This is a genomic window from Dactylosporangium sp. NPDC051087, from assembly GCF_055586325.1.
This window is the reverse complement of record NZ_JBVJIJ010000022.1, coordinates 118821-145588: the sequence shown is the minus strand read 5'-3', so window position 1 is coordinate 145588 and position 26768 is coordinate 118821. Positions and strand designations below refer to the sequence as shown.

Here is a 26768-nt window from a genome sequence, read left to right as displayed (position 1 = left end):
ATGGGCACTCTGCCACGGGCGGTGCATCCCGGTGCGTGGTGGCTGTGGGCGCTCGGGCTGGCCACCGCCGCCAGCCGCACCACCAACCCGATCGTCCTGGCCCTCATCGTCGCCGCGGCCGGTGCCGTCGTCGCCCGCCGCCGCGGCGACGCGCCGTGGGCGCTGGCGTTCCGGCTGTACCTGATGCTCGGCGGGCTGATCGTCGCGAGCCGGCTGCTGTTCCGGGTCGTGTTCGGCGGCGGGGGCGGCGGCCACGTGCTGTTCACGCTGCCGGAGGTGCCGCTGCCGGCGTGGACGGCGGGGATCCGGCTGTTCGGCCCGGTCGCCGCCGAGGAGCTGCTCAGCGGCCTGTACGACGGGATCCGGCTCGCCGCGATGCTCATCTGCCTCGGCGCCGCCAACGCTCTCGCCAACCCGAAGCGGCTGCTGAAGCTCGTCCCCGCGGCGCTGTACGAGGCCGGCACCGCCGTCATCGTCGCGCTGTCCGTCGCCCCGCAGCTCGCCGAGAGCGTCCTGCGGGTGCGCAGGGCCCGCCGGTTGCACGGCGGTGCGGGCAAGGGGGTGCACGCGCTGCGGGCGATCCTGCTGCCCGTCCTCGCCGACGCCCTCGACCGTTCGCTCACCCTCGCCGCCGCCATGGACTCCCGCGGCTACGCCCGCGCCGGCACGACCCCGCGCCCGGTCCGCCTCGCCGGTGGCGCCCTCGTCGTCGGCGGGCTGCTCGGTGTCTGCGCCGGCGTCTACGGCCTCCTCGACGCGACCACGCCACGCGCCCTCGGGCTGCCCGTCCTCGCCGGCGGCGGGATCGCCGCCGCGGCGGGCCTGCTGTACGGCGGGCGGCGGGTCCGGCGCAGCCGCTACCGGCCCGACCCGTGGCGGCTGCCGGAGACGTGCACCGCCCTGTGCGGGGCCGGCGCCGGGGCGCTGCTGTTCGCCACCGCCGCCGTCGACCCCGCCGACCTGTACCCGTCGCTGAGCCCGCTCACCTGGCCGCGGCTCGGCCTCCTGCCGGCGCTCGCCGTCGTCCTCGCGGCCGCGCCCGGCTGGCTCACCCCACCGCCACCCGCGTCCACCCAGGTCCCCGACCAGGTTCCCGACCAAGTCTCCGCCGAGGTGCCCGCGTGATCGAGTTCGACAGGGTCAGCGTCACCTACGCCGGCGCCGGCACCCCGGTGATCCGCGACGTCACCCTGACCGTCGGCGAGGGCGAGCTGTGCCTCGTCGCCGGGCACACCGGCACCGGCAAGTCCACGCTGCTGCGCGCCGTCAACGGGCTCGTGCCGCACTTCACCGGCGGCACCCTCGCGGGCAGGGTCACCGTCGACGGCCGGGACACCCGCACCCACCCGCCGCGCGAGCTCGCCGACGTCGTCGGGTACGTCGGGCAGGACCCCCTGCACGGCTTCGTCACCGACACCGTCGAGGAGGAGCTCGCCTACGGCCTGGAGCAGCTCGCCGTCCCCGCGCCGGTCATGCGCAAACGCGTCGAGGAGACCCTCGACCTGCTCGGCATCGCCGAGCTGCGGGACCGGCCGCTGCGCACCCTGTCCGGCGGCCAGCAGCAGCGCGTCGCGATCGGCGCCGTCCTGACCGCGCACCCCCGCGTCGTCGTCCTCGACGAGCCGACGTCCGCGCTCGACCCGACCGCCGCCGAGGACGTCCTCGCCGCGATCACCCGCCTCGTGCACGATCTCGGCATCACCGTCCTCGTCGCCGAGCACCGCCTCGAACGTGTCGCGCACGCCGCCGACCGGCTGCTGTACCTCGCCGGTGACGGCACCGTCGCCGACGGCCCGCCCGCCGGCATCCTCGCCACGGCGGCGATCGCCCCGCCGATCGTCGAGCTCGGCCGCCTCGCCGGCTGGGACCCGCCGCCGCTCTCGGTCCGCGACGCCCGCCGCCGCGCGGCCCCGCTGCGCGACCGGCTCGCCGGCCACGAACCACCGACCCGTGACCACGGCGGCGACGGTACCGTCGCACTGCGCGCCACCGACGTCGTCGTGCGCTACGGGCGGCGCGTGGCGGTCACCGGCGTCGACCTGGACCTGCGCGCGGGCACGGTCGTCGCGCTCATGGGCCGCAACGGCTCCGGCAAGTCGTCGCTGCTGTGGGCCCTGCAGGGCGCCGGCCCCCGGCAGCGCGGCACGGTCACCGCCGGTGGCGCGGACCCGGCGACGCTGAAGCCGGCCGACGCCCGCCGCCGGGTCGGGCTCGTCCCGCAGACCCCCGCCGACCTGCTGTACCTCGACACCGTCGAGGCGGAGTGCGCCGCCGCCGACCGGGAGGCCGCCGCCCCCGCCGGTCGCTGCCGCGGGCTGCTGGACGGCCTCGCCCCCGGCGTCCCCGGCGACCGGCACCCCCGCGACCTGTCCGAAGGGCAGCGGCTCGCGCTCGTCCTCGCCGTCCAGCTCACCGCCGCTCCGCCGGTGCTGCTGCTGGACGAGCCCACCCGCGGCCTCGACTACACCGCCAAGCACCGCTTCACCGGCATCGTCCGGGACCTCGCCCGCGGCGGCACCGCGATCGTCGTGGCCACCCACGACGTCGAGCTGGTCGCCGCCCTCGCCGACCGGGTCGTCGTCATGGCCCAGGGCGAGATCGTCGCCGACGGGCCCACCGCCGGCATCGTCGTCGCGTCGCCCACGTTCGCCCCGCAGGTCGCCAAGGTCCTGCATCCGCAGCCGTGGCTCACCGCCGCCGACGTCGCCGAGGCGCTGTCATGAGCCACCCGGTGCGGGTCCGGCCCCGGGCCGCCGCCGTCCTCACCCTCGCCTCCGCCGCCGGGCTGGCCGCGTTCTTCTGGCCGCTGTTCGTCGCCGCCCGGCCGGAGGCGGTCGCCCGTACCGCCGAAGCACCCCTCGTCTTCGTCGTCCTCCTGCCGGTCCTCGTCGGTGTCATGGTCGCCGAGCTCACCGGCGGCGGCCTGGACACCAAGGCCGTCGCGATGCTCGGCGTGCTGTCCGCCGTCAACGCCGCGCTCCGGCCGCTCGGCGCCGGCACCGCGGGCATCGAGACCGTCTTCTTCCTGCTCGTCCTCGCCGGCCGCGTCTTCGGCCCCGGCTTCGGGTTCCTGCTCGGCTCCACGTCGCTGTTCGCGTCCGCGCTGCTCACCGCCGGCGTCGGCCCGTGGCTGCCGTTCCAGATGCTGGCCGCGTCCTGGGTCGGCCTCGGCGCCGGGCTGCTCCCCCGCCGGGTCACCGGCCGCGCCGAGATCGCCATGCTCGCCGGCTACGCCGCGATCAGCGCCTACGCCTACGGCTTCTGCATGAACATGTGGTTCTGGCCCTTCAGCCCCGCCGCCGGCACCCAGCTGTCCTACCTGCCCGGCGCGCCGCTGCTGGACAACCTGCACCGCTTCGTCCTGTTCACCGCCACCACGTCATCGCTGGGCTGGGACACCGGCCGCGCCGTCACCAACGCCGCCGCGGTCGCCGTCCTCGGCACCGCCGTGCTGACCACCCTGCGCCGCGCGTCCCGCCGCGCCGCGTTCGAAGCCCCTGCGACCTTCACCGACCGGGCGTGAGGCCGGGCCCGTCCGCGGCGGTCCGTCAGAAGCCGGTATGGCGATCGACGTCCTGCACGAGCAGTGGGCCACCGATCTCGCCGTGCGGATCGAGGTCATCGAACGTCTCAAGTCGGTCGCCTGCGCGGCCGGTGAACGGACGGCGGAGCAAGGTGGCGGCCGCCAAGGCGGTCGAGCACTTCCTGCGGGAGGCGACCACCGCGGTGAGCCGGCGGTCGCGATGGTTGCCGGGGCGCTCGCCGCTCGACCACTGGCGTGGCGTCTCGGTCGGCCGGGCCTACGAGAACGTGCACGCCGCCGAGACGTTCCTCGTCGACCTCCTCGACGACGACCAGGTCCGGGGTCTCCTGCCCTCGGTCGTCGCCCGCGTCCAGGCGACGCTGCGCGACGACGACCCGCGCAGGCGGGACGTCGACAGCCTGGCCGACGGCGCGGGGGCCGGGCCGGTCTGCCGCGCCCGGTTCAAGCAGGCGATGCGGGTGAGCTTCCAGGCGGAGGACCAGATCTACCTGCGCATCAGGGCGCTGCGCAATCTGGTCCTCAAGTGCACGGCGCTGCTGTTCGTGTTGATGGCCACCCTCGTCGCGACGGTCATGTGGCACCCCGGTGCCATGCCGCTGTGCTTCACCCCGGGTGCCGTCGCCGCCGACCCGGTGCCGACGATCTGCCCGAGCGGTGACCACCGGCCGCCCTCACCGCAGGACATCCTCATCGTCGCCGGGCTCGGACTGCTCGGCAGCGCGGCCGCGGCGGCGTTCTCGATCCGGCGGATCCAGGGCATCCCGACGCCGTACGACATAGCGGTCGCCCTCGGCATCTTCAAGTTGCCGCTCGGCATGCTCACGGCCGTGGCGGGACTGCTGCTGCTCGGCGGCAACTTCGTGCCCGGCCTGTCCGAGCTGGACAACCAGCGGCAGATCCTCGCCTACGCCCTCGTCTTCGGCTACGCGCAGCAGCTGGTGTCACGGCTCGTCGACGCCCGCGCCCGCGACATCGTGCAGACGCTCCCGCTCTCCCACCCGCCACCCTCCCCACCGGCCCCGGCGTAGCCCGCCCGGACGACCCGGGCCGCTCAGGGGAGGTTTCAGGGGTCCGCCCGATGCGGGCCGGGGTGCCCGACCGGCGAAGCTGCTCGTATGTCACCAGCCTGGTCGCCGTCCGGCAGCTCCCGCGCGCACCTCACCGTCGTCGCGGTGTCCGGCATCGTGACCGTGCTGGTCACCCGATGGTTCCTGCAGGCCACCGGCTACCCGAAGCTCGGCGGTGGCGGGCTGCACATCGCGCACGTGCTGTGGGGCGGGCTGCTGCTCGCCGCCGGGCTCACCGTCGCCCTGGCGTACCTGGGACGCCACGCCCGGCTCGTCGCGGCGGTCCTCGGCGGGGCGGGGCTCGGCCTGTTCATCGACGAGGTCGGCAAGTTCGTCACCGAGCACACGAACTACTTCTACGCCCCCGCCGCCGGCATCATCTACCTGACGTTCGCGGCGCTCGTCGTCCTCGCGACCCGCCTGCGCGGTCCCGAGACCCCCGCGGACCGGTCCGCGGACGCGCTGCGCCAGGCCCTGGACGGTCTGCCGCGCGGCCTGACCGGTGCCGAACGCGCGGCGGCCGCGGACCTCGTCGCCGGGTCCGACCGCGACGTCGACCGGGCCATCGCCGCGCTCATCGCCACCGTCCCGGAGCGTCCGGACCCGTGGCACCCGCACCGCCGCCGCCTCGCCGCCCGCGCCCGCGCGCTCGTGACCCGCCGCGTGGTCCTGGTGGCGGTCGCCGTCGTGTACCTGCTGCCGGTCCCGCCGATCGCCGGCGCCATCGCCGAATGGGTCACCGGTGGCCTGCACGGCGACCGCGAGATCGGCGCGAGTCTCGCCATGGTCGCCACGGCCGTGGTCGCCGCCGTCCTCGCCGCCCGCGCGCTGCCCCTGCTGCGCCGCGACCGACCGCGTGCGCTGCGGCTGCTGTACGCGTCGCTGCTGGTCGACCTGCTCACCGGTCAGGTCTTCAAGTTCACGGTCCTGCAGTTCGACGCCACCGTCGGGCTGTTCCTCGACCTGCTCCTGCTCGCCGTCCTCAGCACCGAACTACGCCGCGTGGCGGACCGTCACCCACGGGCCGCGAGCCCCGCGGCGAGCAGCCGTGCGTAGCGGGCGATGACCGGGTCGGTGCCGGCGCGCTCACCGGCGATCCGGGACAGGATCTGGCAGAGCTCGGCCACGTCCTCGCCGGACAGCTCGTCGAGGTATGCGCCGATGTCCTGCTGCGCCCGGACGGCGAAGCGTGGGTCGACCTGGTCCTCACCGGCGTCGTCGAGGATCTGGAACGCGGTCAGCAGGGCCACGACGACCGGGTCGACGTTCACGGAAGGTCGACGGAGGCGCCGGGGAGGATGCGGGCGTAGTCGGTGTCGGTGCTTTCGCTGAGCCAGTCGTCGAACTGCTCGAGGCCTTCGGCGCTGAGGTTGACGTCGTGGATCGGGAAGGCGCGGGCCGGGCGGACGGCGCGGGTGAAGGTGATGGCCTCGCCGAGCTTCAGCCACGGGCCGGACGCCGGGACGAGGAGCGTGTCGACCGGCTCGGCGGGCACGAACAGCGAGTCGCCCGGGTGGTACACGCCGTCGACGATGTAGCCGACGTTGGGGCAGCCGGGCAGCCCGTCGATGATCTCGGCGTGGACGCCGCCGACGACGCGGACGGTGAACCCGGCGGCGGTGAACGTGTCGCCGACGTCGACAGGGGTCGCGCCGAGCGAGGGCGCGAGCGCCGGATGGGTGTAGACGGCGAGGCCGGGATGCGCGGCGAGCGCGTCGACGTCGACGTGGTCGGCGTGCTCGTGGGTGACGAGGACCGCGGTGGCGCCATCCAGTGCCTCGGGTGAGGAGTACACGCCCGGGTCGATCACCAGGGTGTCGAGGCGGACACAGGCGTGGCCGTGCTTGGTGAGCCGCATGCGGCCAATCTATCGCCGGCCGACGGTGAGGACGTGGCGCGCCTACGATGGCGACGGTGACGACGGACGGGGTGCTGATCGGGCGGCTGCTCGACCGGGCGGGGCTCGAGGCCGACGGCGCGGCGACGCCGATGGGCGGGCCGGGTGAGCTCAACCGGCACTGGCTGGTCCGGACCCGCGGCGGCGGCCGGGTGGTGGCCAGGGTGTTCGGCTGGCCGTTCGACGACGAGGAGCCGGTCGACCGGTTCGCGAAAGAGGCGTGGCTGCTGGACCGGCTGGCGGACGCCGGGGCGCCGGTGCCGCGGCCGCTCGCGCGGGTCCGGGCGGAGGAGGGCGCGGCGCTGCTGCTGACCTGGGCGCCCGGGCGCCCGCTCGGCGACCTGAGCGACCGCGACGACGCGTGGCGGGCCGCCGGGCGGGCGTTGCGGGCGGTCCACGACACCCGTGTCGCCGCGCTGGGGACGCCCGGGGTCGTGGTCGACGGCGGCGTGCGGCCCTTCGACGGCGGGTGGGGCGGTCACCTCGCCGCGCAGGTCGAGCTGCAGGCCGGGCGGCTGGCACCGCACCGGCCGGAGCTGGCCGGGCAGCTGCGCCGCGCGGTCGCGGTCGTACGAGGGCTGACGCCGTGGCTGGACCGGCGGCCCGTGACGGTCCTGCACGCCGACGCCCACCCGTGGAACGTGCTCGTGGACGGGTCGACGGCGACGTGGCTGGACTGGGAGTTCGCGGCCGTCGGCGACCCGCACTACGACGTCGTGCGGATGTTCCTGGGGCGGATGACGGCGATCGGCGCGCCGCCCGCCGCGTTCCTCGACGGGTACGGCGACAGCCCTCCCGAGGCGGCGCGGCGCGTGTACGAGCTGCACTACTACCTCTGGATGGCCAACGACGCCCGGCACTTCGCGCACCGGGCGACGTACGACGACGCGGCCGCCTACCTGCGAGCGCTCAGCGGGCGGCTGGACGCGCTCGAGGCAGCGCCTCTTGCCGGATCCACCGCAGCAGCCCCGGGTTCGACGCGGTCGTGATGACGCTGACGGTCCGGCGGGCGAACCGGTCGTCGTCCAGCATCGCGAGCATGCTCGCGGCCAGGTCGGCGCGGGCGGTGTACATGCCTCTGGAGACGAGAGGGCCCGGCCGGCTGTGACATGCGCGGTCAGGTGAACCATTCGGGGCGGGTGGTGGCCGCCGGGTCGAGCCGGGCGAGGATGCGCTCCTGCGCGGCGTGCAGGTCGCGGAGCTCGTCGTCGGTGAGCGCGTCGATGACGAGGTCGCGCACGGCGCCGACGTGCCTCGGCGCGGCCTCGGCGATCGTGCGCAGGCCGTCGTCGGTGAGCACGGCGCGGATGGCGCGGCCGTCGCCGGGGTCGGGCTCGCGCCGCAGCAGCCCCCGGGCCTCGAGGCGCTTGGCGACGTTGGACAGCCGGGACGGCGAGGCGCTGGTGAGCTGGGCGAGCCGGCTCATGCGCAGGGACCGGTCGGGGCGTTCCGACAGCATGGACAGCACGTGATACTCGAAGAAGGTGAGCCCGGCGTCCTTGTCGAGCTGGGCGTCCAGGGCCGCCGGGAGCACGGTGAGCAGCCGGACCATGCCCAGCCAGGCCTGCCGTTGGTCGGCGGTGAGCCAGCGCGCTGCGTCGTTCGTCACACGACCACTGTAGTTCAAGCTTGAAGCGTATTATTATTTCAACGTTGAAGTTTCTGGCAGGAGGAGCCGTCATGAGCATCGGACCCGTTCGCCTGAACCACGCCGTGCTGTTCGTCGCCGACCTCTACCGCGCCGAGCGCTTCTACACGGACGTGTTCGGCATGGCGGTGGTCGCCCGCGAGCCGCGGGCCAACGCGGCGTTCCTGCGCCTGCCGCGCTCCGGCAACCACCACGACCTGGGCCTGTTCGGCGTCGGCGCGGACGCGCCCCCGAAGCGCCCCGGCGGCATCGGGCTGTATCACCTGGCCTGGCAGGTCGACACGATCGACGAGCTGGAGCAGGCCCGGCTGACCCTGGTCAACGCCGGCGCCTACACGGGCGAGTCCAGCCACGGCGCGACGAAGAGCGTCTACGGCGCCGACCCCGACGGCAACGAGTTCGAGATCATGTGGATGCTCCCGCGCAGCGCCTGGGGCGACTACGAGACCGCCGCCCCCGTCGACCGCCTCGACCTGGCCGCCGAGGTCCGTCGCTGGGCCGGCGTCGGGACCGCGCTGTGATCTCGCCCGTCGTCGCCACCGCCGGCAGCACCGACCCCGCGGCGCCGCTCGTGGTGCTGTTCCACGGCCGCGGCTCGCACGAGGGTGAGATCCTCACGCTCGCCGAGCACCTGCCGGTCGGACCCGAATACGCGGCCGTCCGCGCGCCGATCCCTGAGGGCCCGGGCTACGCCTGGTTCGCCAACCGCGGCATCGGCCGGCCGGTCGAGAGCTCGCTGCGCATGAGCACGGGCTGGATCATGGGCTGGCTCAGCCTCGTCGCGCCGCCGGACCGGCCGGTCGTCCTGGTCGGCTTCAGCGGCGGCGCGGCGTTCGCCGGCGGCCTGCTGCTCGGCGACCCGCGGCGCTTCGCCGGCGCCGCGATCCTCTACGGCACCCTGCCGTTCGACGCCGGCGTGCCCACCACCCCGGCCCGCCTCGCCGGGGTGCCCGTCTTCGTCGCCCAGGGCGAGCGCGACACGGTGATCCCCCGCGACCTGCAGGACCGCACCTGGGACTACCTGACCGGCGAATCCGGCGCGGCCACCGTCGCCCGCCGCGACCCGGTCGGGCACATCATCGCCGCCCCGGCGCTGGCGGCGATGTCGGACTGGCTGCGGTCCCTGCTCACCCCTCAGCCGTAGAGGTCGGCGACCTCGACGCCGCGGGCGTGCAGGGCCGCGACCTCGTCCGCCGGGATCAGGTCCAGCGGGGTGATCTCGAGCCGCCGCAGGTTGCGCAGCGCCTCGATGCCCCGCAGCGAGCGGATGTCGAACTCGCCGGTCTCACCGTCCCACTGCGGCCACACGACGTGCTGGATGTCGTAGCCGCCGCCCGCCCAGTGCAGGTGCTCGACGCTGTCCAGCTGCTCCTGGGTCAGCGCGACGCCGAGGACCCGGGTCAGGTTGCCGTCGTCCAGGTGGAACTCGTCGAACGGCTCCGCGGTCGGCAGCGGCACGCCGAGCAGGTCGAGGACGGCGAGCTTGAGGACCGGGTCCGCGAAGGGCGCCGCGTCCGCGGCCGGCAGGAGCTGGTCGACGTGCACGCCACGGTCCGCGAGCGTCACCAGCACGTCGCGCTGCGCGGCGCTCAGCACCCCGTCGGCGCGGCCGATGTCGACCCGGGTGAGCCCGGCGCAGGACAGCAGCGGTCCCAGGTCCGCCGAGGCCGTGACGCCCAGGCTGAGCAGCGCCAGCTCGGGCAGGCCCGGGAGCGGGGCGAGATCCTCGACGGCCGCCTCGGGCAGCTGCAGCACCCGCAGCTCAGGAAACGCCGCGATGCCGTCCAGGCTGCGGATGGTCGCGTCGGTACCGCCGGGGACGGCGGCACGCAGCACGGCGCCGGCGGTCCAGCGCGCCCCGTCGACGTCGGCCGCGGGCGTGACGTCCCGCAGCTCGCCGAAGCGGGCCTGGCGCTGCTCGGGACGCAACCGCGCGAACGCGAGCATCGGCGAGGAGAAGTCGCATTCCAGCAGGGCCAGCCGCAGGCAGTCGTCCATGACCGCCACGCTACTGGACCATGGCGAGGGCCTTGACGATGTTGCGTTCCGCCAGGTCCAGCATCCAGTCCCGGCCGGGGAAGTCGGTGCCGGCGATGCGCAGCGGGCCCTCGATGAGCGACAGCACCTGAGCGCAGCGGTACAGCTCCAGCCGGTCGTGGTCCAGCTCCACAGGCCGCAGCGCGGGGTAGGCGTCGCCGAAGCGCAGCCGCAGGAACGCGTGCTCCCACTCGACGTCGAAATACGCGAGGCCCTCGATGTCGATGAGGACGGCAGCGCCACCGGGCGTGACGGCGACGTGGTCCGGCCCGAGCTCGCCGTGGACCAGTCCGTACGACGTCCGCGGCCGGACCGCGTCGCGCAGCTGCCGCACGTGCCCGGCGATGCGGTCGTGCCGGTCGGCGAGCCGCCCGTCGAGCGCGGCGGCGGCGCCGAGATGCACGAGCGCCCGCGCGACGACGACGTCCTCCGCCGGTCGTTGTCCTGCCACCGTACCGGCGGAGACCACCTTGCCGTAGGCCGCGCCGCGCGTCGTGTGCATGCGCCGCAACGCTTCCCCGAGGTCGGCGAGCGGCGCGGCAGCCGCGGCCGGGTCCGCCTGGAGCAGCGTCTCGAGCCGCACCGGGCCGACGTCCTCGACGAACGCGACGTCGGCGTCGATGTGCCGGCCGGACCGGTCCAGCGCCAGCAGCCCCGGCACCCCGACCCCGGCCCCGGTCAGGGCGGCGTGCGCGGCGGCGAACAGCTCCGCCCCCGACGCGTCGGTGAACGGGTCGTCCGGCACCCCCGGCGGCGCCGGCGGCCAGTAGTTCTCACCCGCCGCCCACACGTAGAGGATCACGGTGGCGCCGTCGTCGAGGCCGAGCCGGTAGACGCCCTTCTTCGTGCCGCCGGTGACCCGCTCCAGCGCCACGAGCCGCCGGTCACCCCCGAAGTGCGCCGCCACCAGCCCATGCAGCTCGTCCGACCGCAGAAACTCCCGCATCGTGCCCACTCCCCCCGTCGTGGTCCGGCCCGCCATACTGCCCGGCGCACAACCCCACCCGCAACCCGCGGACGGGCCGGCCCGTCACTGCTCCAGCGCGGTGCGGTCCAGCCAGATCCGCAGCTCGTCGAGGCGGCGCCCCAGGTCGGGGACGGCGGCACGCAGAGCGGTCAGATCGGTGTGCAGGTCCAGCTGCTGCGCCCAGAGCACCGACCGCCCGGACTCCAGCAGGGCCGTCGCAAGCCGCGGGTCGCCGGCCTGGACCGCCTGGGCGGCCGCGTCCGTCGCTCGGGGCGCGTCGGCCAGCCGGGCCTCCCGAACGGCGCGGCGCAGCCCCGGCCACGCCGCGGTCGGCAGCAGGCCGACCGCGGTCCGGTAGCCCAGCAGGGCACCGGCGGTGTCGCCGGCCGCCGCGCTCAGCTCACCGAGCCGGGCCGCCGCCCGCAGGACGTTGCGCGTCGAGCCGGCCGGGCCCGGCCGGTGCAGCAGCGCGGTGAGCAACGCCCGGGCCTCGGCGTGCGGCGGCGCGCCGGCGGGGTCGCGCCCCAGGGTCTCGGCCAGCTGGTTGACCAGCCCGGTCCGGCGGGGGTCGTCAGCGGTCAGGGCCGCCAGCGCCTCCCGGCAGGCCGCCGCGGCGCGGCGCAGGGCGGCCGGGTCGCCGGTGACGTCGAACCAGCGGCGGGCCAGCAGACCGGCCCGCTCCAGCAGCAGCGGGCGGTTACCGTCCACGCTCGCCGCGACCGCCTCCTCGGCCAGGTCGCGGGCCCGCCGCAGGTCCGGCAGGGCACCGGTGTCCAGGTGCCGCATCAGCAACGCCATCGACAGGCCACTCAGCCGGTTCGCGTGATCGACGTGCGTGGCATCGACCTGCGCGGCCTCGGCGACGCCGACCGCCTCGGCACGCACGGCCGGGTCGGCGCTGAGGCGCAGGACGATGCTGAGCTCGCCCGCGTAGTGTGCGCGGTTCGGGTCGAACCGCGACAGCGTCGCGAGCACCTCCCGTCCCGCGGCGATGGCACCGGCCAGGTCGTCGGGATCGTCGGTGAACTCGTACCGGGAACCCAGCGCACCCACGAGCGCCGCCAGCCGCAGCCCCCGGTGCAGCACCCCGGGCGCGGGCCGGCGGGCGTCGCGCAGCGCGGCGAGCAGGTCATCGAGCGACGCGGTCAGCTCGTAGCGGGCCAGCAGCGCCAGCGCCCGGTTCGTCACGGCCGGGGCGGGCTCCGCGGCAGCGCCCGCGGCGCCGCCGGTGGCGTGCTCGATCGCCGCCGTGGCGACGTCGATCGCCTCGTCGAGGTCGGCGGCGGCGCCGTACCGGATGAACCGCGACCGCAGCACCGCGGCCAGATCGCCGAGGATGACCGGGTCGCTGCCCGCCGCGCGGAGCACCGTGACGGCCCGGTCGAGGTCGGCGGCGTCGGCGGCGAGCTCGTAGCGCCACAGCAGGCCGTTGCCGAGCGCGCCGAGGACCAGCGGGCGGTCCGGGTGGTCCTCGGGCAGCCGGGCGACGGAGCGTTCGAGATGGCCGATCGCCTTCTCCAGGCTGGGCCGGTGACGCAGCAGGCGGAACCGGGCCAGCCGGACGGCCCCGCGCAGCGAATACAGCTGCCCCGCCGCGCTCACGCCCGCTCACCCGGCACGGCACTGGCAGGCATCATCGGTCCATCCTCGTAACGCGGCCGGAACCCTTGCACCGGCTCCTGACGGACCGGGTTCCTTCCACGTCGCCCGGCGGGTGGATGGGTATGCTCCGGGCCAACGGTCGTCGATGGGTGGGACGGTGGACACGCGTGGCCAGTCCGGTGCCATGGCATGATCTTTCGGCGGACCAGATCGAGCGGCTCGTCGCGGCATGGATCATCGCGGAGCACCCGGGGTCGCAGCGCGTCAACGGCAGCGGCGGCGACGACGGCGCCGACGTGCGGCAGACGGTCGACGGCGGGCTGCGCGTCTTCGAGATCAAGAGCTTCCGCGAGCTGCTCACGGCGGGGCAGAAGCGCAACATCGGCGACTCGCTGCGCAGCGCCGTCCGCCACCAGACGGGGATGCGGCGCTGGACCCTCGTCGTCCCCCGTGACCTGACGCCGGCGGAGGCCCGCTGGTTTCAGCGCGACCTGGCGCCGCTCACGACCGCTCAGATCGACTGGATCGGCCTGACCGAGCTGGAGTCCGGTCTCAGCCGGCACCCGGAGCTGCTGGCGCTGATACCGGGATCGGCCGAACGCCGCGCGATCGACATCGTCGCCGGCCTCGGCCTGCGGTCGCTGCGGACCGCCGTGATCGCCGGCGCCGCCGCCCTTGTCGCCGCCGCCGCGATCGTCATCGGGCTGTCCGTCCACGGCTCCGGAGCCACCGGCTCGGACGCTCCGCCGGCACGGTCCACGGGCGCGCCGGAGGGCGGGCCGCCGCTCGCGGCGGTCACCTCGTTCACGGCGGTCGGCTGCCGCTCGGGCTGGGTGGTGCCCGACCCGGGCGACACCCCGGTCCCCTTCGACCCGCACCAGCCGCCGGCGAAGGCGGTCCTCAGCGGCGGCGGCGCGGTCACGGTCACGGTGCAGGGCCTGACCGGCCGGTCCGTGGTCCTGCAGTCGATGACCGTCGAGGTGCTGCACCGGTCACCGGCGCTGACCGGCGTCTACCTGCCGTACGGCTGCCAGGGTGTCGTCCCGCCCAGGAAGTACCGCCTCGACCTGGACGCGACCACGCCACGGGTCGCGCCGGAGGCCGGAACGGCGACGTTCCCCTACCGGGTCGACGAGGTCGAGCCGGAACAGTTCCTGATCACGCCCGACGTCACGACAGGAGACATCGAGTGGCGGCTGCTGCTGCAGTGGACATCCGGCGCGGACGAGGGGACATTGACCCTTCCCGAGGCCGGCAAGCCGCCCTTCCGAGCCACGGCGACCACGGCCGCGCGCACGTTCTGCTTCGACATCAACGCATCGGTCTGGCGGCGGTCCTGCTGAGCGGCCTGCTGCTCACCACCGCCTGCACCGCCGAGCCGGCGCCCTCCACCGCGGGCACGCCGGCACCGGCCGCGGCGTTCGAGCCGCCGGTGTGGCATCGCGAGCCGGCGGGCAGGAGCCTCTGGCCGAACCAGGACCAGCAGGAGGCGGGCTGGGACCGGGGGCTGCTCATCGCCGGCAGCGGAGGTCCCGAGGACCGGCGGTACTTCACCTCGACCGACGGCCGCGACTGGCGCGAGACGCTACCGGAGGCCGGCATCCGCCCCGCGACCTGCTGCGACCGGATGGTGGCCGGGCACGGCGCGGCCGCCTACGTCCTGGGCTGGGGCCGGCAGGGCCTGACGCTCTGGCGCACCGAGGACGGGCGGCAGTGGACCGCGATCCCGCTGCGCGTCGACGGTCTCCCGACCCGCAACCCCTCGGACTTCGAGATCACGATCACGGCCGGCCCGCACGGCGTGATCGTCCTCGGCCGCGACAACCTCAACCCGCCGAGATACGCCGGTGTGTACCTCTGGCGGTCCGCCGACGGCCGCTCCTTCGACCCCATGACCCGGGTGCCGAAGCCCGGCGGGAGAGAACCGGTCAGCGCGGCCGTGGAGGCGACCTCGACCGGCTTCCTGCTGAGCCTGTCCGACGATCTCGGCACGACGCTGCTCTCGTCCGAGGACGGCACCCGCTGGCAGGACATCACGGCCGGCCTGGGCGAGATCGGCGCCGTCATGCACCTGGACGACAACGGCTCGACCACGGTCCTGTTCCCGTACCCGCAGAGCGACAAGGAGCCGCGGGCGTGGTACCGCCGCGACGGCACCTGGCGCCCCGCCACCGTGGACCCCGGCCGCCTCCCCGACGCCGGCGTGGTCCCGGCCGCGCAACGCAAGATCACGGCGGTCCGGCGCTGGGGCACCGGCTTCGTCGCCATCGGCAACACCTTCCCGGACGAGGGCCAGGAGCGCGCCGGCATGGTCTGGTACTCGGCCGACGGCGCCGCATGGACCCGCATGCCCGTCCGCGACAACGGCTTCGACACCGCCGAGTGGCTCATGGACCTCGCGGTCACCGGCCGCCGGGCCGTGCTGATCGCCTGGCCGGCCGACGGCTCGCCGCAACTGCTGACCTGGACCGCCGAGATCCCCGCGGCGGTGAACGCGCCCGCGACGGCACCGGCCGCGTCCGGCGCCGCGACCTACACCGGGGAGTGGAACGCCCACGCCGCCGCGCTGGTCATCGCCGCCGACGGGACCGGCACCCTCGACTGGCGCACCTACGGCGGGCGGTGCAGCACCACCCGCTGCGAGGGCCACGCCACCGTGCGGCTCGACGTCACCCCGGACGGCGCCACGCTGACCGTCCTGTCCACCACCAGACCCGCCGACCATCCCGTGGGCACCCGCTTCTCCGTCCACCACAACGCGGGTGACCTGTTGGTTCTCGCCGCGGCCGGACGCGAGCCGTTGCTCCTGTGCGGCCCCGACGCGCGTCCCGGCGCCTGCGGCGCCTGAGCACTCGACAACCTCCACGACCGCCGACCCCCGCACCGCAAAGCGATGGCGCCCCGGGACGACCGCCTGTCACGATCGGACGATGATCGCGAACATCGCCGCCGCGACCCGCTCGTTGCACGGAACGGCGCTGGGTGACGCGTTCGGCGAGACGTGGTTCTTCCGGCCCGCTCGGCAGATGCAGTGGCTGATCGATGAGCGGCTGGTGCCGCAGGGACCGTGGCCGTGGACCGATGACACCGCGATGGCCGTCTCGCTGTACCGGATGCTTCGCGCCCACGGACAGGTGGACCAGGACGCGCTGGCCGACCTGTTCGCCGGTGCGTACACCGCCGACCCGTACCGCAACTACGGTCCTTCGATGCACGGCGTGCTGAAGGCCATCGGGGACGGTGAGGCGTGGCGGTCGGTCACGGCCGCCCAGTTCGACGGCCAAGGGTCGTGGGGCAACGGCGCCGCGATGCGGGTCGCCCCGCTCGGCGCCTGGTTCGCCGACGACCTCGACCTGGTCGTGGAGCAGGCCGCCCGGTCGGCGGCGGTCACCCACGCGCACCCCGAAGCGACGGCCGGCGCCGTCGCCGTGGCCGTCGCGGCCGCGCTCGCGGTCCGGCGGGTGCCGGCAGAGGACCTGCTGCGGCAGGTGGCCGTCCGCACACCGGACAGCGAGGTCGCCGCCCGGCTGCGCCTGCTCACCCGCCGGCCGTTTTCCCGGCATCCGCGGTGGATCGCCGGTGAGGTCGGCTGCGGAACACTGATCTCCGCCCCCGACACCGTGCCCTACGCGATCTGGTGCGCCGCCCGTCACCTGGAGGACCTCGCCGAGGCGCTGTGGGCGACCGTCAGCGCCGGCGGCGACATGGACACCACCTGCGCCATCGTCGGCGGTATCGTCGCCGCCCGCACCGGCCTGGATGACATACCCGGCGAATGGGTCGACGCCCGCGAGCCACTTCCACCGTTGTAGACCATGCCACGGTCTGAAAGCACGGTCCGAAAGCACGACCCGAAAGCACGACCCGAAAGCGCGGGTCCGAAGCGCGGGTCCGAAGCGCGGGTCCGAAGCGCGGGTCCGAAGCGCGGGTCCGAAGCGCAGGTCCGAAGCGCAGGTCCGAAGCGCGGGCCACGGCTGGACGTCAGCGGCGAAGGCAGGCGGGCGGGCCGGCGGACCGGCCGGTCACGGTGCGACCGCGTCGATCAGGCGGACGCGGCCACGCAAGCCACGGCAGACACCGACCTCACGGACAGACCAGCCGGTCACAGTGCGACCGCGTCGATCAGGCGGACGCGGCCACGCAAGCCACGGCAGACACCGACCTCACGGACAGACCAGCCGGTCACGGTGCGACCGCGTCGATCAGGTGGACGCGGTCGTGCAGGCCGCGGCGGGCGCTGACCGCCCGTTGCAGAGCCAGCGGCGGCACGCGCAGGTCCCAGTCCCGCCACCGGACGGTCTCCAGGCGGGACGCCGCCAGCGGGCCGAAGTCGGTCGGCTCGGGCTCGTCGGCGGCGGGGCCCACACCGCCGACCCACTCCACGCGGGCGCCCAGCATCGCGCGGCCCCACCAGGCGCAGAACCAGTCGGCCGGGGCGACGGGCTCGACCAGGCCGTCGAGGAGCAGGTCGCCGACGCGGTGCGAGTCACCGTCGGAGACCACCAGGTCCAGGTCGCCCGGGGTGACGGGCAGCCCGCGGGCGGCGAGGGCGGCGCTGCCGGTCAGCCACCAGTCCACCCCGGCGGGGACGAGGCGGCGGCAGACCTCGGCGAGGGTCGCGGCCCACGGCACCGGGTCGAGGCCGGCGGTCTGGCGCAGCAGCGGCACGATGAGCAGGACGAAATTCTCCCAGGCCCGGTCCAGGTGCGGCGTGTCCGCCGGGAACCGCTTCGCCCAGTGGCCGTCGGCGAGGACGAACCCGGCCCGGCCGGCGGCCGGGGCGAGCGCGTCGGACACCTCCACGAGCCGGAACTCCGTGTGTGAGCCGGAGTCGTGCCGCACTGCCACCGCGTCCATGCCCCGATACCACCACACGGGTACGACAATTTTCAGCGGCGCAGCACGAGCAGCGCGGCGACCACGCCGAGGGCGACGGTCGCCAGGGCGCACAGCAGCAGTGTCGTGCTCGCGCCGGCCAGGGCCACGACGGGACCGCCGGCCATCGTGCCGAGCGGCACCGCCAGCACGAGCACCGACCCGTTCGCCGCGAGGACCTGCGGCAGGTCGGCCGCGGGTGTCGTGCGCTGGAACAGGGCCATCGACGTCGACATGTACGGCGCCCAGATCGCCCCGGCGAGGGCGAAGCTGGCCACGGCCACGGCGACCGGCACGTCGAGGCCGAGCGGGACCATCGCGGTGCCGAAGGCGATGACGATGCCGATCGTCGTCGGCCACAGTGACAGCCGCCGCAGGTAGCCGGTGGCGAGGCCGCCGAGGACGGCGCCGACGCCGAACGCCGTGTAGTAGGCGCCGAGGACCGTGGCCGAGCCGTGCAGGTCCGTGGCGACGTGGATCGGCATCGCGACGTAGAACGGGCCGAACAGGAAGAAGAACGCGAACGACAGGACCAGCAGCCCGAGCAGGGTCCGGTCGCGGCGGATCGCGCCGAACCCGGCGCCGGCCGGCGGCTTCTCGTCCGGCGGGGAAGCGGGCGCCGGGGCGACGGCGAGGCGGTAGGTGAGGGCGAGCACCGCGAAGCTGGCGGCGTCGATCGCGATGACCGTCGCGGGGCTGGTCCAGGCGATGAGCAGCCCGGCGAGCGGCGGGCCGGCGATGGTGGCGCTGTTGGCGATCGTGTTCATCACGGCGTTGGCCGGCAGATGGTGTACCGGCGGCAGCAGCTGCGCGATGAGCGTGTAGTGACCGGCCGACCCCCAGGCGGCCAGCAGCGACGAGACGGCCAGGAGCGCCACGTACAGACCCATGCCGAGACCGTCGAGCGCGGCGGCGAGCGCGATCGCGCCGAGTGCGCATGCGCGCAGGATCGCGTTCCATCCGGCGAGCCGCGCGCCGTCGCGGTGCCGCAGGAACCGGCCGAAGAGGACCCCGCCGGCGGCGCTGGGCAGCGAGTACGCCGCGACGGCGACGGCGACCCACGTGCCGCGGTGCTCCACCGGGGCGAGCTGCAGCGCGAGCCACGTGATGGCGACGAGCGACATGCCGTCGCCGAGTGCGGACACGACGAGTCCGGGCAGGAGCCGGCCGAGCTTCGGGTGGCTGACGACGGGCCAGTACGGCGAGGATCGCACTGCGGGGCTCATCGCCCCACCCGACCGCACGACCGGTCATCGATCAAGTGCGGTTCACCCGCGGCGGAATCAGCCTCCAGCGGAACGGGCCGCGATCGCGGCCTGGATGCGGCGCAACGTGCGCAGCGCCTTCTTCGCGGCGACGTCGACCCGGCCGTCGAAGACGGTGGCGGCGTGGTCGGTGGCCATCAGCCGTTCGAGCAGCGGCACGACCTGCGAGTCGCCGGTGGACCCGAGTGCGACCACCGCCCAGTACCGCACGTTGGGGTCGGGGCTTCCGGCCGCCGCGGACAGCCGCGGCAGCACCTCGGGGGCGAACCGGGCGAGGTTGCTGGCGACGTACCCGATCCGGGGGAACCGCCGGTGCTCCAGCTCCTGCCACAGCGCGGCGAGCGCCGCCGGCCCGCCGATCTCGCCGAGCGCGTCGGCGGCCTGCTGCCGGGTGAACTCCTGCGGGTCGCCGAGCAGCGGGGCGAGCGCCGGCACGACCGTGGCGTCGCCGAGCCGGCCGAGGGCGCGGACCGCCTCGCCGCGCACGTTCCAGTCGTGGTCGTCGAGGAGGTCCAGCAGCGCCGGCACCGCCTCGGTGAAGCCGCCGGCCGCGCAGCCCATCGCCGCCCACGCCTGGCAGTTGTAGCGGGTGTCCTTGAGCGCGGCGAGCAGCGGCCCGCGCAGTGACCCGTCGACGAAGACGTCCGCGCGGTTCAGCGCTCTGGTGTACAGCGACCGGTGATGCTGCTCGTAGTCGCGGACGACGGCGCGGACCTCGGCGGCGGCGGAGGGGTCGTCAGCTGCCCGGTCGAGCAACTCGTACAGCCGCTCTTCGCGGTCTTCCAGGGTGCCGGTGCGCAGGTCCACCGGACAAACGGTACACAGGCCCCCGTCGCGCGCCCGGGCCGGTGACGCCCTACGGCTGGGAGGGCCGGACCAGGCCTGACTCGTAGGCGGCGACGACGGCCTGGACCCGGTCGCGGAGGCCGAGCTTGGTCAGGACGCTGGACACGTGGGTCTTGACGGTGTGTTCGGTGACGAACAGCTCCGCGGCGATCTCCGCGTTGGACAGCCCCCGGGCGACCTGGCGCAGGGTGTCCAGCTCGCGCGGGGTGAGGGCGGCCAGCTGGACCGGCTGCGTCGCGGCGCTCCGGTTGCGCAGCACGTCGGCGATGAGCCTGCGGGTGACGGTCGGCGCGAGCAGCGACTCCCCTGCCGCGACGGTCCGCACGGCGGCGACGAGCTCCGTGCGGTGCATGTCCTTGAGCAGGAACCCGGAGGCGCCGGCGCGCAGCGCGTCGTAGACGTACTCGTCGAGGTCGAACGTGGTGAGGACGAGGACCCGGGTGGCGGGTGAGCAGGCGCTGATCTCGCGGGTGGCGCCGATGCCGTCGAGGTTGGGCATGCGCACGTCCATGAGGACGACGTCGGGGTGGTGGGCGCGGGCGGCGGCGACGGCCTCGACGCCGTCGGCGGCCTCGGCGACGACGGTGATGTCCGGCTGGGAGGAAAGGATCATGCACAGGCCGTCACGGACGAGGGCCTGGTCGTCGGCGACCACCACGTTCAGCACGACGGCAACCTACCCGGCCGGCAGGAGCGCGGAGACCTCGAACCCCGGCCCCTGCGGCGGCGCGCCGGTGCGCAGCGTGCCGCCGACGGCGGCGACCCGCTCCGCCATCCCCGCCAGCCCGTGACCGGGGACATGCACAGGGACATCGCCTGAGCCATCGCCGGGGACGGCGGAACCGCCGCCGCGCCCGTCGTCGCGGATCCGGACCCGCAGGGACCTGCCTTCCCCGGCCAGTACCACAGCGACATGACGCGCACCGGCGTGCTTGACGGCGTTGGTCAGCGCCTCCTGCACCACCCTGAACGCGGTCGCGCCGACGTCGGCGGGCACGGGCGGGACGGCGTCACGGGTGAGGGTGACGTCCAGGCCGGTCCGGCGGGCCCGCTCGACCAGCGACGCGACCGCGTCGAGGCCGGGTGTCTCGGGCCGCTGGTCGCGCAGGACGCCGAGGGTGTGCCGCAGCTGCACGAGCGCCTCCCGGCCGGTGTCGGCGATCGCGTCGAACGCGGCCTCGGCCCGGTCGGCGTCGCAACGCACGACGGAGGCGCCGCCCTCGGCCTGCACGACCATCAGGCCGACGGAGTGGGCGAGGACGTCGTGCATGTCGCGGGCGATCCTGGCCCGTTCGGCGCCGGCGGCGGCGGCCTGCTCCTCGGTGAGGCGGCGGGTCCGCTCCTCCAGGTAGGCGATCCGGTCGCGGCGGGCGCGCACGCCGGTGCCGAGCGCATACGCGGTCACGAACATCATCCCGACGTAGCCGATGGACGGCGGGCTCTCCTGCGGCACGATGAGGGAGACGAGGACGCCGACGGCGGTGCCGATCGCGGCGAAGATCCGCCAGCCGGGCGAGGCCAGCTCGGCCCAGGTGTAGGTGGCGACGAGCTGGCCGTAGGGCTGGTCGAAGAGCCGCTCCTGCACCGACAGCCAGGTGGTGCCGATCCCGCAGATCAGCGCGACGAGGACCGGCGCCTGCCGCCGCCACAGCAGCGGCACGGAGGCGAGCGCGCCCAGCGCGACGTCGAGCCACGAGCCCCAGACCACCGCGGGATACACGGTGGCGGCGGTGACCACCACCGTGATCACGATGTCGACCGGCTGGAAGCGCATGGCAGCCATTCTGGCCACGACGGCGGACGGGCGCCTCGGTCGTAAGACGGGTTTTTTCGTCAAGTCATCAGCCGAACGGTCGAAGATCACACTGAGTCATGCTTGCACCGCAGCTGCACCCGAGGAGCAACCGTGCCCGAGCCGATCGGACTCGTCAACGACAGTCACACGCCCGCCATGGCGGAGGCATCGCTGAGCCTGCTGGTGCAGGAGCGCATGATCGTCGTGCTGAACGCGAAGAACGGCACCATCATCTCGGTGAACGACCGGGTGCTGGACACCGTCGACGTACCGCTGGCCGACCTGGTCGGCAAGCGGCTGGAGGAGGTCTGGCACCTGCAGTCGCAGATCGTGGACCAGCTCATGGACAGCGCCCGGGTCGGGCAGTTCCTGGAGCAGGTGACGTCGATCGTCGACAGCGGCGGCCGACAGCGGTGGCTGCGGCTCAACTGCGGGCCGGTGCGCGGCGCGGGCCGGGAGCCCGACGCGATCCTGCTCACCGCCTACGACATCACCAACGACCGGCGGCTGCTCGCCGAGCTGCGCGGCAAGTACGCGGCGGTCGACCGGGCGCAGGCGGTGATCGAGTTCGACCTCACCGGCGAGATTCTCGGCGCGAACGAGAACTTCCTGCAGCTGACCGGCTACTCGCTCGGCGACGTGGTCGGCAAGCACCACCGGATGTTCGTCGACGAGACCTACGCGGAGAGCTCCGAGTACGCCGACCTGTGGGCCAAGCTGGGCCGGGGCGAGGCGATCAGCGGGGAGTTCAAGCGGATCGGGCGCGGCGGCCGGGAGGTGTGGCTGCGGGCGAGCTACAACCCGATCTTCGACCTGGAGGGCCGCCCGTACAAGATCGTCAAGTACGCGATGGACGTGACGGACCAGAAGCTGCACACGGTCGAGTACGAGGGCAAGGTCGCCGCGATCAGCCGGGCGCAGGCGGTCATCGAGTTCGAGCTGGACGGCACGATCCGGCAGGTGAACAAGCACTTCCTGGACGCGACCGGCTATGAGGCCGACGAGCTGATCGGGCAGCAGCACAAGAAGCTGGTCACCGAGGACGAAGCGCGCAGCACCGCCTACAAGAACTTCTGGCAGAAGCTCGCCAAGGGCCACTACGAGGCCGGGGAGTTCAAGCGGATCGGCAAGAACGGCCGGGAGGTGTGGCTGCAGGCGACGTACAACCCGATCTTCGACCTGGAGGGCCGCCCGTACAAGGTGGTCAAGTACGCCACCGACATCACCGAGACCAAGCAGCGCAACGCCGAGTACGAGGGCAAGGTCACCGCGATCGACCGAGCGCAGGCGGTCATCGAGTTCGACCTCGACGGGATCATCGTCGACGCGAACCGCAACTTCCTGCAGCTGACCGGCTACACGAACGTCGAGGAGCTGCGCGGCAAGCACCACCGGATGTTCGTCGACCCGATCTACGCGGCGAGCGAGGAATACCGCGCGTTCTGGGCGAAACTGTCCCGCGGCGAGTTCGAGGCCGGCGAGTACAAGCGGCTCGGCAAGGCCGGCAAGGAGGTGTGGCTGCAGGCGACGTACAACCCGATCTTCGACCTCGAGGGCCGCCCGTACAAGATCGTCAAGTACGCCACCGACGTCACCCAGATGAAGCTGCGCAACGCGGAGTTCGAGGGCAAGGTCGCGGCGATCAACCGGGCGCAGGCGGTCATCGAGTTCGACCCCAAGGGCAACATCCTGGACGCCAACCGCAACTTCCTGGACCTGTTCGGCTACAGCCTGGACGAGCTGCGCGGCAAGCACCACCGGCTCCTCGTCGACCCCGTCGACGCCACGTCGGACCACTACCAGGAGTTCTGGACGCGGCTGCAGCGCGGCGAGTACGACACCGGGGAGTACAAGCGGATCGCCAAGGACGGCCGGGAGATCTGGATCCAGGCGTCCTACAACCCGATCCTCGACCTGGAGGGCCGCCCCTACAAGATCGTGAAGTTCGCGGCGGACGTGACGGCGACCCGGCTGCGCAACTCCGAGTTCGAGGGCAAGGTCACCGCGATCAACCGGGCGCAGGCCGTCATCGAGTTCGACCTCGAGGGCAACGTCCTGACCGCCAACGACAACTTCCTGCGGACCATGGGCTTCTCGCTGCGCGAGATCATCGGGCAGCACCACAGCATGTTCTGCACCCAGGACTACATCACCTCGCAGGACTACCGCGACTTCTGGCTGCGGCTGAGCCGCGGCGAGTTCCTCACCGGCCGGTTCCACCGCATCGGCAAGTACGGCCGCGACGTGTACCTGCAGGCGACGTACAACCCGATCTTCGACCTCAAGGGCGAGCCGGTGAAGGCCGTCAAGTACGCGCAGGACATCACCGAGCAGATCGCCCTGGAGCACCGGCTCACCACGAAGACCAAGGAGATGAGCAGCGCGATCGACGAGCTGTCGACGTCCATCGCGCAGATCGTCGGCAACGCCGGGCACGCCAGCGAGCTGGCCGGGGAGACCCAGTCCAACGCGCAGCGCGGCTTCGAGGAGCTGCGCAAGTCGATCGAGGCCATCGACCTGATGGAGCGCTCCTCCGACCAGATCGCCGCGATCGTGCAGGTCATCGGGGAGATCGCGTCGCAGACCAACCTGCTGGCGTTCAACGCCTCGATCGAGGCGGCGCGGGCCGGTGAGCACGGCGTCGGCTTCTCCGTCGTCGCCGGCGAGGTGCGCAAGCTCGCCGAACGCTCCTCCGACTCGGCCCGGGAGATCAGCCGGCTCATCGTCGAGTCGGCGACCCGGATCAACCAGGGCTCGCAGGTCGCGCAGCGGGCCCAGGACGCCTTCGAGGAGATCCTGCGCAGCGTCGGCAAGACCGCCGAGTCGATCCACCACATCGTCACGTCGACCCGCCAGCAGCAGGAGGCGTCGCGGACCGTCAACACCCTGATCGGCGACCTCATCGGCGCGGCACCCGCTGAACAGTCATGACCGGGACGCTGTACGGGGTGTTCACCGTCGCCGACGTACAGGTGGCGCTGCCCCTGTCGGAGCTGCGTGAGGTGATCCCGTGCCCGGCGGCGTTCGACCCGCTCCTCGCGGTCGCGCCCGGGCTCGTCGGCGCGGTCAACCTCCGCCACCAGGTGATCCCGGTGCTCGACCTGCGGCTGCTGCTGGACCGCCGCGACGCCGCGGACGCCGAGGTCGTCGTGGTCGTCACCTACGACGGGTCGGTGTTCGGGCTGCTCGCGCACGCCGTGCGGGGTGTGGTGCTCATCGAAGACGACGCGCACCTGGAGATCAACATCAACGCGGACCTGCCGCTGTTCAGCCGCACGTTCGAACGCCCCGACGACAACGCTGTCGTCAGCGTCCTGGACTGCGCCGCCGTCAAGCACACCCCCGGGATGGTCCTCGCCGAGGACACCGGCGGGCCGAGCGGCGCCGTCGCCCAGGCGCAGCAGGCCGAGTCCGGGACCTCGGCCGGCGGCCGGCGAATGATGATGCTGCTGCGCTGCGGCGAGATCGGCCTCGCCGTCGACGTGTCGCACATCCACTCCGTGGTCCCGGAGCTGATCCTCAAGTCCTCCCCGCTGGACGGCCCCACGATCCACGGCGTCGTCGAGCTCGGCGACCGGTTCGTGCCGACCGTCGACACGCTCGCCGTCCTCGGGCTCGGCGCGCTCAGCCCGGTCGACGTCAAGCGCGGGGTCTCCCTCTCGTACGAGCGTGGCCTGCTCGCGTTCGCCGTCACCGAGGTCGTCAGCATCGTCGCCGTCCCGGACGCGGACGTGCTGCCGATGCCGGAGTTCGGGCTGCCCTCCTCGGGGCACGCCGTCGGGATCCTCCCCGGCCAGGCCGGCGGGTCCTACCTGGTCCTCGACGGCGCGGCGCTGCGCGCGGACGAGGGCCTCGGCACGATCGCGGCGCTCGGCACGCCCGTCCGCGGCGCGCCGCCCGTGACCCGCGTCGCCGAACGGTCCGACGCGTCCGACCCCCGCTTCGACGGCCGCGCCATCGAGACCAGCGTGCGGAAGTTCCTCACGTACGACGCCGGCGTCGACGTCGCCACCCCGCTGACCCAGATCACCGAGATCGTGCCCTACCCCGCCGACGTCATCCCGCTCGTGGACGGCGGCCCGCTGCGTGGCGTCTTCACCCACCAGCGCGCGTCGGTGCCGCTGATCTGCCTCACCGCCCTGCTCGGCCAGCACACCGAGCTCGACGAGGCGACCGCGCGGGTGCTGCTCGTCGAGGCCCGCGGCACCCGCGTCGGCTTCATCGTGCCGCAGCTGCGCGCGATCGAGGAGTCCGCGTGGGAGGAGCGCCGCGCCGACGCCGGCCCGGACGCGCCCGTCTCCCTCGCCGGCAGCCCGCTGGTGAAGATCGGCGGCCGGATGCTGCCCCGCGTCGACCTGGAGCGGGTCGTGCGGACTATGGTGACCGATCATGAACGGTCTGATCCGGCTGGAGATCGACGGGCATTCGCCAACGCCTGAGCAGCTGTATTACCCCGCGCTGGTCAACTACGGCCACCTGACCGCGATGCAGGTCCGTTCGAGCCGCGTGCAGGGCCTCGACCTGCACCTGAGCCGGCTGGCGGCGCAGTCGCTGGCCCTGTTCGACACGCCGCTGGAGCCGTCGCACGCCCGGTCGCTGCTGCGGCACGCCGTCCGCGACGTGCCTGACGCCGCCCTGCGGGTCAACGTCTTCCGTCCCACGCCCGACGGTCCGCTGTCGGTGCTCGTCGCCGTCCGTCCGCCGGTGTACCCGTCGCCGACGCCGCTGCGGCTGATGTCGGTGCCGTACCAGCGGCCCGTCGCGCACATCAAACACCTCGGCGGCTTCGGGCAGATCTACTGGGGCCACGCCGCCGTCGAGCACGGCTTCGACGACGCGCTGCTCACCGCCCCGGACGGCGAGATCACCGAGGCCGCGGTGCACAACATCGCCTTCCACGACGGCACGCACGTCGTCTGGCCCGACGCGCCCGCGCTGCCCGGCATCGCGATGCAGTTGCTCGAGCCGCTCCTGCCGTCCCGCCGGGCCACGATCACCCTCGGCGACCTGCCGCTGTACCGCGCCGCCTTCGTCACCAACTCGATCGGCGTCGCCGCCGTCGCGGCCATCGACGAGCACCCCTTCCCCGTCGACCCCGACCTGATGGCGACGGTCACCGGCGCACTCGGCGCCGTCCCGTGGGACGAGCTCTGACGATCCCTCCCCCGTGAGAGGGAGGCCGAAGACCGCTCGCCGTGGGGAGGTGCCGGCAGTGCGCGACGACG

The 26768-nt window shown here is 73.9% G+C and carries 25 protein-coding genes; 14 read left to right on the top strand and 11 right to left on the bottom strand.

Going from position 1 to position 26768, the window contains the following annotated elements; genetic code table 11:
* From ACZ6TV_RS36930 to ACZ6TV_RS36910, 5 genes are all read left to right on the top strand, one after another.
* Positions 1-1125 (top strand): energy-coupling factor transporter transmembrane component T family protein, encoded by a 1125-nt coding sequence (locus tag ACZ6TV_RS36930; RefSeq protein ID WP_465302805.1) that lies wholly within the window; start codon positions 1-3, stop codon positions 1123-1125.
* Positions 1122-2723, top strand: coding sequence for an ABC transporter ATP-binding protein (locus tag ACZ6TV_RS36925; protein ID WP_465302803.1), 1602 nt, complete (start codon positions 1122-1124; stop codon positions 2721-2723). Before ACZ6TV_RS36930 ends, ACZ6TV_RS36925 begins: the two co-directional genes overlap by 4 nt.
* Positions 2720-3523 carry an ECF transporter S component gene (locus ACZ6TV_RS36920; protein WP_465302801.1) on the top strand — a complete coding sequence of 268 codons (804 nt, stop codon included), beginning with the start codon at positions 2720-2722 and terminating at the stop codon, positions 3521-3523. Before ACZ6TV_RS36925 ends, ACZ6TV_RS36920 begins: the two co-directional genes overlap by 4 nt.
* A 131-nt stretch (positions 3524-3654) precedes the next feature.
* A complete protein-coding gene (locus ACZ6TV_RS36915; protein ID WP_465302800.1) occupies positions 3655-4572 on the top strand; it encodes a hypothetical protein in 918 nt (305 codons plus the stop codon).
* Between the two features lie 87 nt (positions 4573-4659).
* The gene (locus ACZ6TV_RS36910; RefSeq protein ID WP_465302799.1) at positions 4660-5667 is read left to right on the top strand and encodes a hypothetical protein; all 1008 of its coding nucleotides are present in this window, start codon (positions 4660-4662) and stop codon (positions 5665-5667) included.
* Here ACZ6TV_RS36910 and ACZ6TV_RS36905 read toward each other — a convergent pair.
* Together ACZ6TV_RS36905 and ACZ6TV_RS36900 are read right to left on the bottom strand one after the other, a co-directional pair.
* A complete protein-coding gene (locus tag ACZ6TV_RS36905; RefSeq protein WP_465302798.1) occupies positions 5625-5882 on the bottom strand; it encodes a hypothetical protein in 258 nt (85 codons plus the stop codon). The genes ACZ6TV_RS36910 and ACZ6TV_RS36905 overlap by 43 nt on opposite strands.
* Positions 5879-6469: an MBL fold metallo-hydrolase gene (locus ACZ6TV_RS36900; RefSeq protein ID WP_465302797.1), complete on the bottom strand. Its 591-nt coding sequence runs from the start codon at positions 6467-6469 to the stop codon at positions 5879-5881. The genes ACZ6TV_RS36905 and ACZ6TV_RS36900 overlap by 4 nt, the downstream gene beginning before the upstream one ends.
* Before the next feature lie 56 nt (positions 6470-6525).
* Between ACZ6TV_RS36900 and ACZ6TV_RS36895 the strand changes: the two genes are divergently transcribed.
* Positions 6526-7497, top strand: coding sequence for a phosphotransferase enzyme family protein (locus ACZ6TV_RS36895; protein WP_465302796.1), 972 nt, complete (start codon positions 6526-6528; stop codon positions 7495-7497).
* A gap of 128 nt (positions 7498-7625) precedes the next feature.
* Here the strand turns inward: ACZ6TV_RS36895 and ACZ6TV_RS36890 are convergent, their stop codons facing one another.
* Entirely contained in the window at positions 7626-8117 is a 492-nt protein-coding gene (locus ACZ6TV_RS36890; RefSeq protein WP_465302795.1) for a MarR family winged helix-turn-helix transcriptional regulator, read from the bottom strand.
* A gap of 71 nt (positions 8118-8188) precedes the next feature.
* On the opposite strand from ACZ6TV_RS36890, the gene ACZ6TV_RS36885 reads away from it, so the two are divergent.
* Both ACZ6TV_RS36885 and ACZ6TV_RS36880 read left to right on the top strand, forming a co-directional pair.
* Positions 8189-8677 (top strand): VOC family protein, encoded by a 489-nt coding sequence (locus ACZ6TV_RS36885; protein ID WP_465302794.1) that lies wholly within the window; start codon positions 8189-8191, stop codon positions 8675-8677.
* Positions 8674-9300, top strand: a complete 627-nt coding sequence (locus tag ACZ6TV_RS36880; protein ID WP_465302793.1) for an alpha/beta hydrolase — start codon at positions 8674-8676, stop codon at positions 9298-9300. Before ACZ6TV_RS36885 ends, ACZ6TV_RS36880 begins: the two co-directional genes overlap by 4 nt.
* On the opposite strand, the gene ACZ6TV_RS36875 is transcribed toward ACZ6TV_RS36880, so the two are convergent.
* The 3 genes from ACZ6TV_RS36875 to ACZ6TV_RS36865 all read right to left on the bottom strand — a co-directional run bounded on the left by ACZ6TV_RS36875 (position 9291) and on the right by ACZ6TV_RS36865 (position 12762).
* Positions 9291-10154, bottom strand: coding sequence for a DUF6892 domain-containing protein (locus tag ACZ6TV_RS36875; RefSeq protein WP_465302791.1), 864 nt, complete (start codon positions 10152-10154; stop codon positions 9291-9293). The genes ACZ6TV_RS36880 and ACZ6TV_RS36875 overlap by 10 nt on opposite strands.
* A gap of 10 nt (positions 10155-10164) precedes the next feature.
* Positions 10165-11139 carry a phosphotransferase family protein gene (locus ACZ6TV_RS36870; protein ID WP_465302789.1) on the bottom strand — a complete coding sequence of 325 codons (975 nt, stop codon included), beginning with the start codon at positions 11137-11139 and terminating at the stop codon, positions 10165-10167.
* Between the two features lie 84 nt (positions 11140-11223).
* On the bottom strand, positions 11224-12762 hold the full coding sequence (locus tag ACZ6TV_RS36865; RefSeq protein WP_465302787.1) for a hypothetical protein: 1539 nt from the start codon (positions 12760-12762) through the stop codon (positions 11224-11226).
* A gap of 167 nt (positions 12763-12929) precedes the next feature.
* Between ACZ6TV_RS36865 and ACZ6TV_RS36860 the strand changes: the two genes are divergently transcribed.
* From ACZ6TV_RS36860 to ACZ6TV_RS36850, 3 genes are all read left to right on the top strand, one after another.
* Complete coding sequence (locus tag ACZ6TV_RS36860; protein ID WP_465302785.1) at positions 12930-14105, top strand: hypothetical protein; 1176 nt, start codon at positions 12930-12932, stop codon at positions 14103-14105.
* 89 nt (positions 14106-14194) lie between these two features.
* On the top strand, positions 14195-15610 hold the full coding sequence (locus tag ACZ6TV_RS36855; RefSeq protein WP_465302783.1) for a hypothetical protein: 1416 nt from the start codon (positions 14195-14197) through the stop codon (positions 15608-15610).
* A gap of 82 nt (positions 15611-15692) precedes the next feature.
* Entirely contained in the window at positions 15693-16574 is an 882-nt protein-coding gene (locus ACZ6TV_RS36850) for an ADP-ribosylglycohydrolase family protein (RefSeq protein ID WP_465302781.1), read from the top strand.
* Positions 16575-16944: 370 nt separating this feature from the next.
* Here ACZ6TV_RS36850 and ACZ6TV_RS36845 read toward each other — a convergent pair whose 3' ends face one another.
* Genes ACZ6TV_RS36845 through ACZ6TV_RS36825 form a run of 5 tightly spaced genes read right to left on the bottom strand, consistent with a single transcriptional unit; the run spans position 16945 to position 21522 of the window.
* Positions 16945-17619 (bottom strand): nucleotidyltransferase family protein, encoded by a 675-nt coding sequence (locus ACZ6TV_RS36845; protein ID WP_465302779.1) that lies wholly within the window; start codon positions 17617-17619, stop codon positions 16945-16947.
* Positions 17620-17651: 32 nt separating this feature from the next.
* The gene (locus ACZ6TV_RS36840) at positions 17652-18863 is read right to left on the bottom strand and encodes an MFS transporter (RefSeq protein WP_465302777.1); all 1212 of its coding nucleotides are present in this window, start codon (positions 18861-18863) and stop codon (positions 17652-17654) included.
* Positions 18864-18920: 57 nt separating this feature from the next.
* Positions 18921-19709, bottom strand: a complete 789-nt coding sequence (locus ACZ6TV_RS36835; RefSeq protein WP_465302775.1) for a HEAT repeat domain-containing protein — start codon at positions 19707-19709, stop codon at positions 18921-18923.
* A 49-nt stretch (positions 19710-19758) separates the two neighbouring features.
* Positions 19759-20415, bottom strand: a complete 657-nt coding sequence (locus ACZ6TV_RS36830) for a response regulator (protein WP_465302773.1) — start codon at positions 20413-20415, stop codon at positions 19759-19761.
* Positions 20416-20424: 9 nt separating this feature from the next.
* The gene (locus ACZ6TV_RS36825; RefSeq protein WP_465302771.1) at positions 20425-21522 is read right to left on the bottom strand and encodes a sensor histidine kinase; all 1098 of its coding nucleotides are present in this window, start codon (positions 21520-21522) and stop codon (positions 20425-20427) included.
* 132 nt (positions 21523-21654) lie between these two features.
* Here ACZ6TV_RS36825 and ACZ6TV_RS36820 point away from each other — a divergent pair, with 132 nt between their 5' ends.
* The 3 genes from ACZ6TV_RS36820 to ACZ6TV_RS36810 are packed head-to-tail and all read left to right on the top strand — an operon-like array spanning position 21655 to position 26697.
* Positions 21655-24474 (top strand): methyl-accepting chemotaxis protein, encoded by a 2820-nt coding sequence (locus ACZ6TV_RS36820; protein ID WP_465302769.1) that lies wholly within the window; start codon positions 21655-21657, stop codon positions 24472-24474.
* Positions 24471-25982 carry a chemotaxis protein CheW gene (locus tag ACZ6TV_RS36815; protein WP_465302767.1) on the top strand — a complete coding sequence of 504 codons (1512 nt, stop codon included), beginning with the start codon at positions 24471-24473 and terminating at the stop codon, positions 25980-25982. The genes ACZ6TV_RS36820 and ACZ6TV_RS36815 overlap by 4 nt, the downstream gene beginning before the upstream one ends.
* Positions 25933-26697 carry an aminotransferase class IV gene (locus tag ACZ6TV_RS36810; RefSeq protein WP_465302765.1) on the top strand — a complete coding sequence of 255 codons (765 nt, stop codon included), beginning with the start codon at positions 25933-25935 and terminating at the stop codon, positions 26695-26697. Before ACZ6TV_RS36815 ends, ACZ6TV_RS36810 begins: the two co-directional genes overlap by 50 nt.
* The last annotated feature ends 71 nt before the right edge of the window (positions 26698-26768 follow it).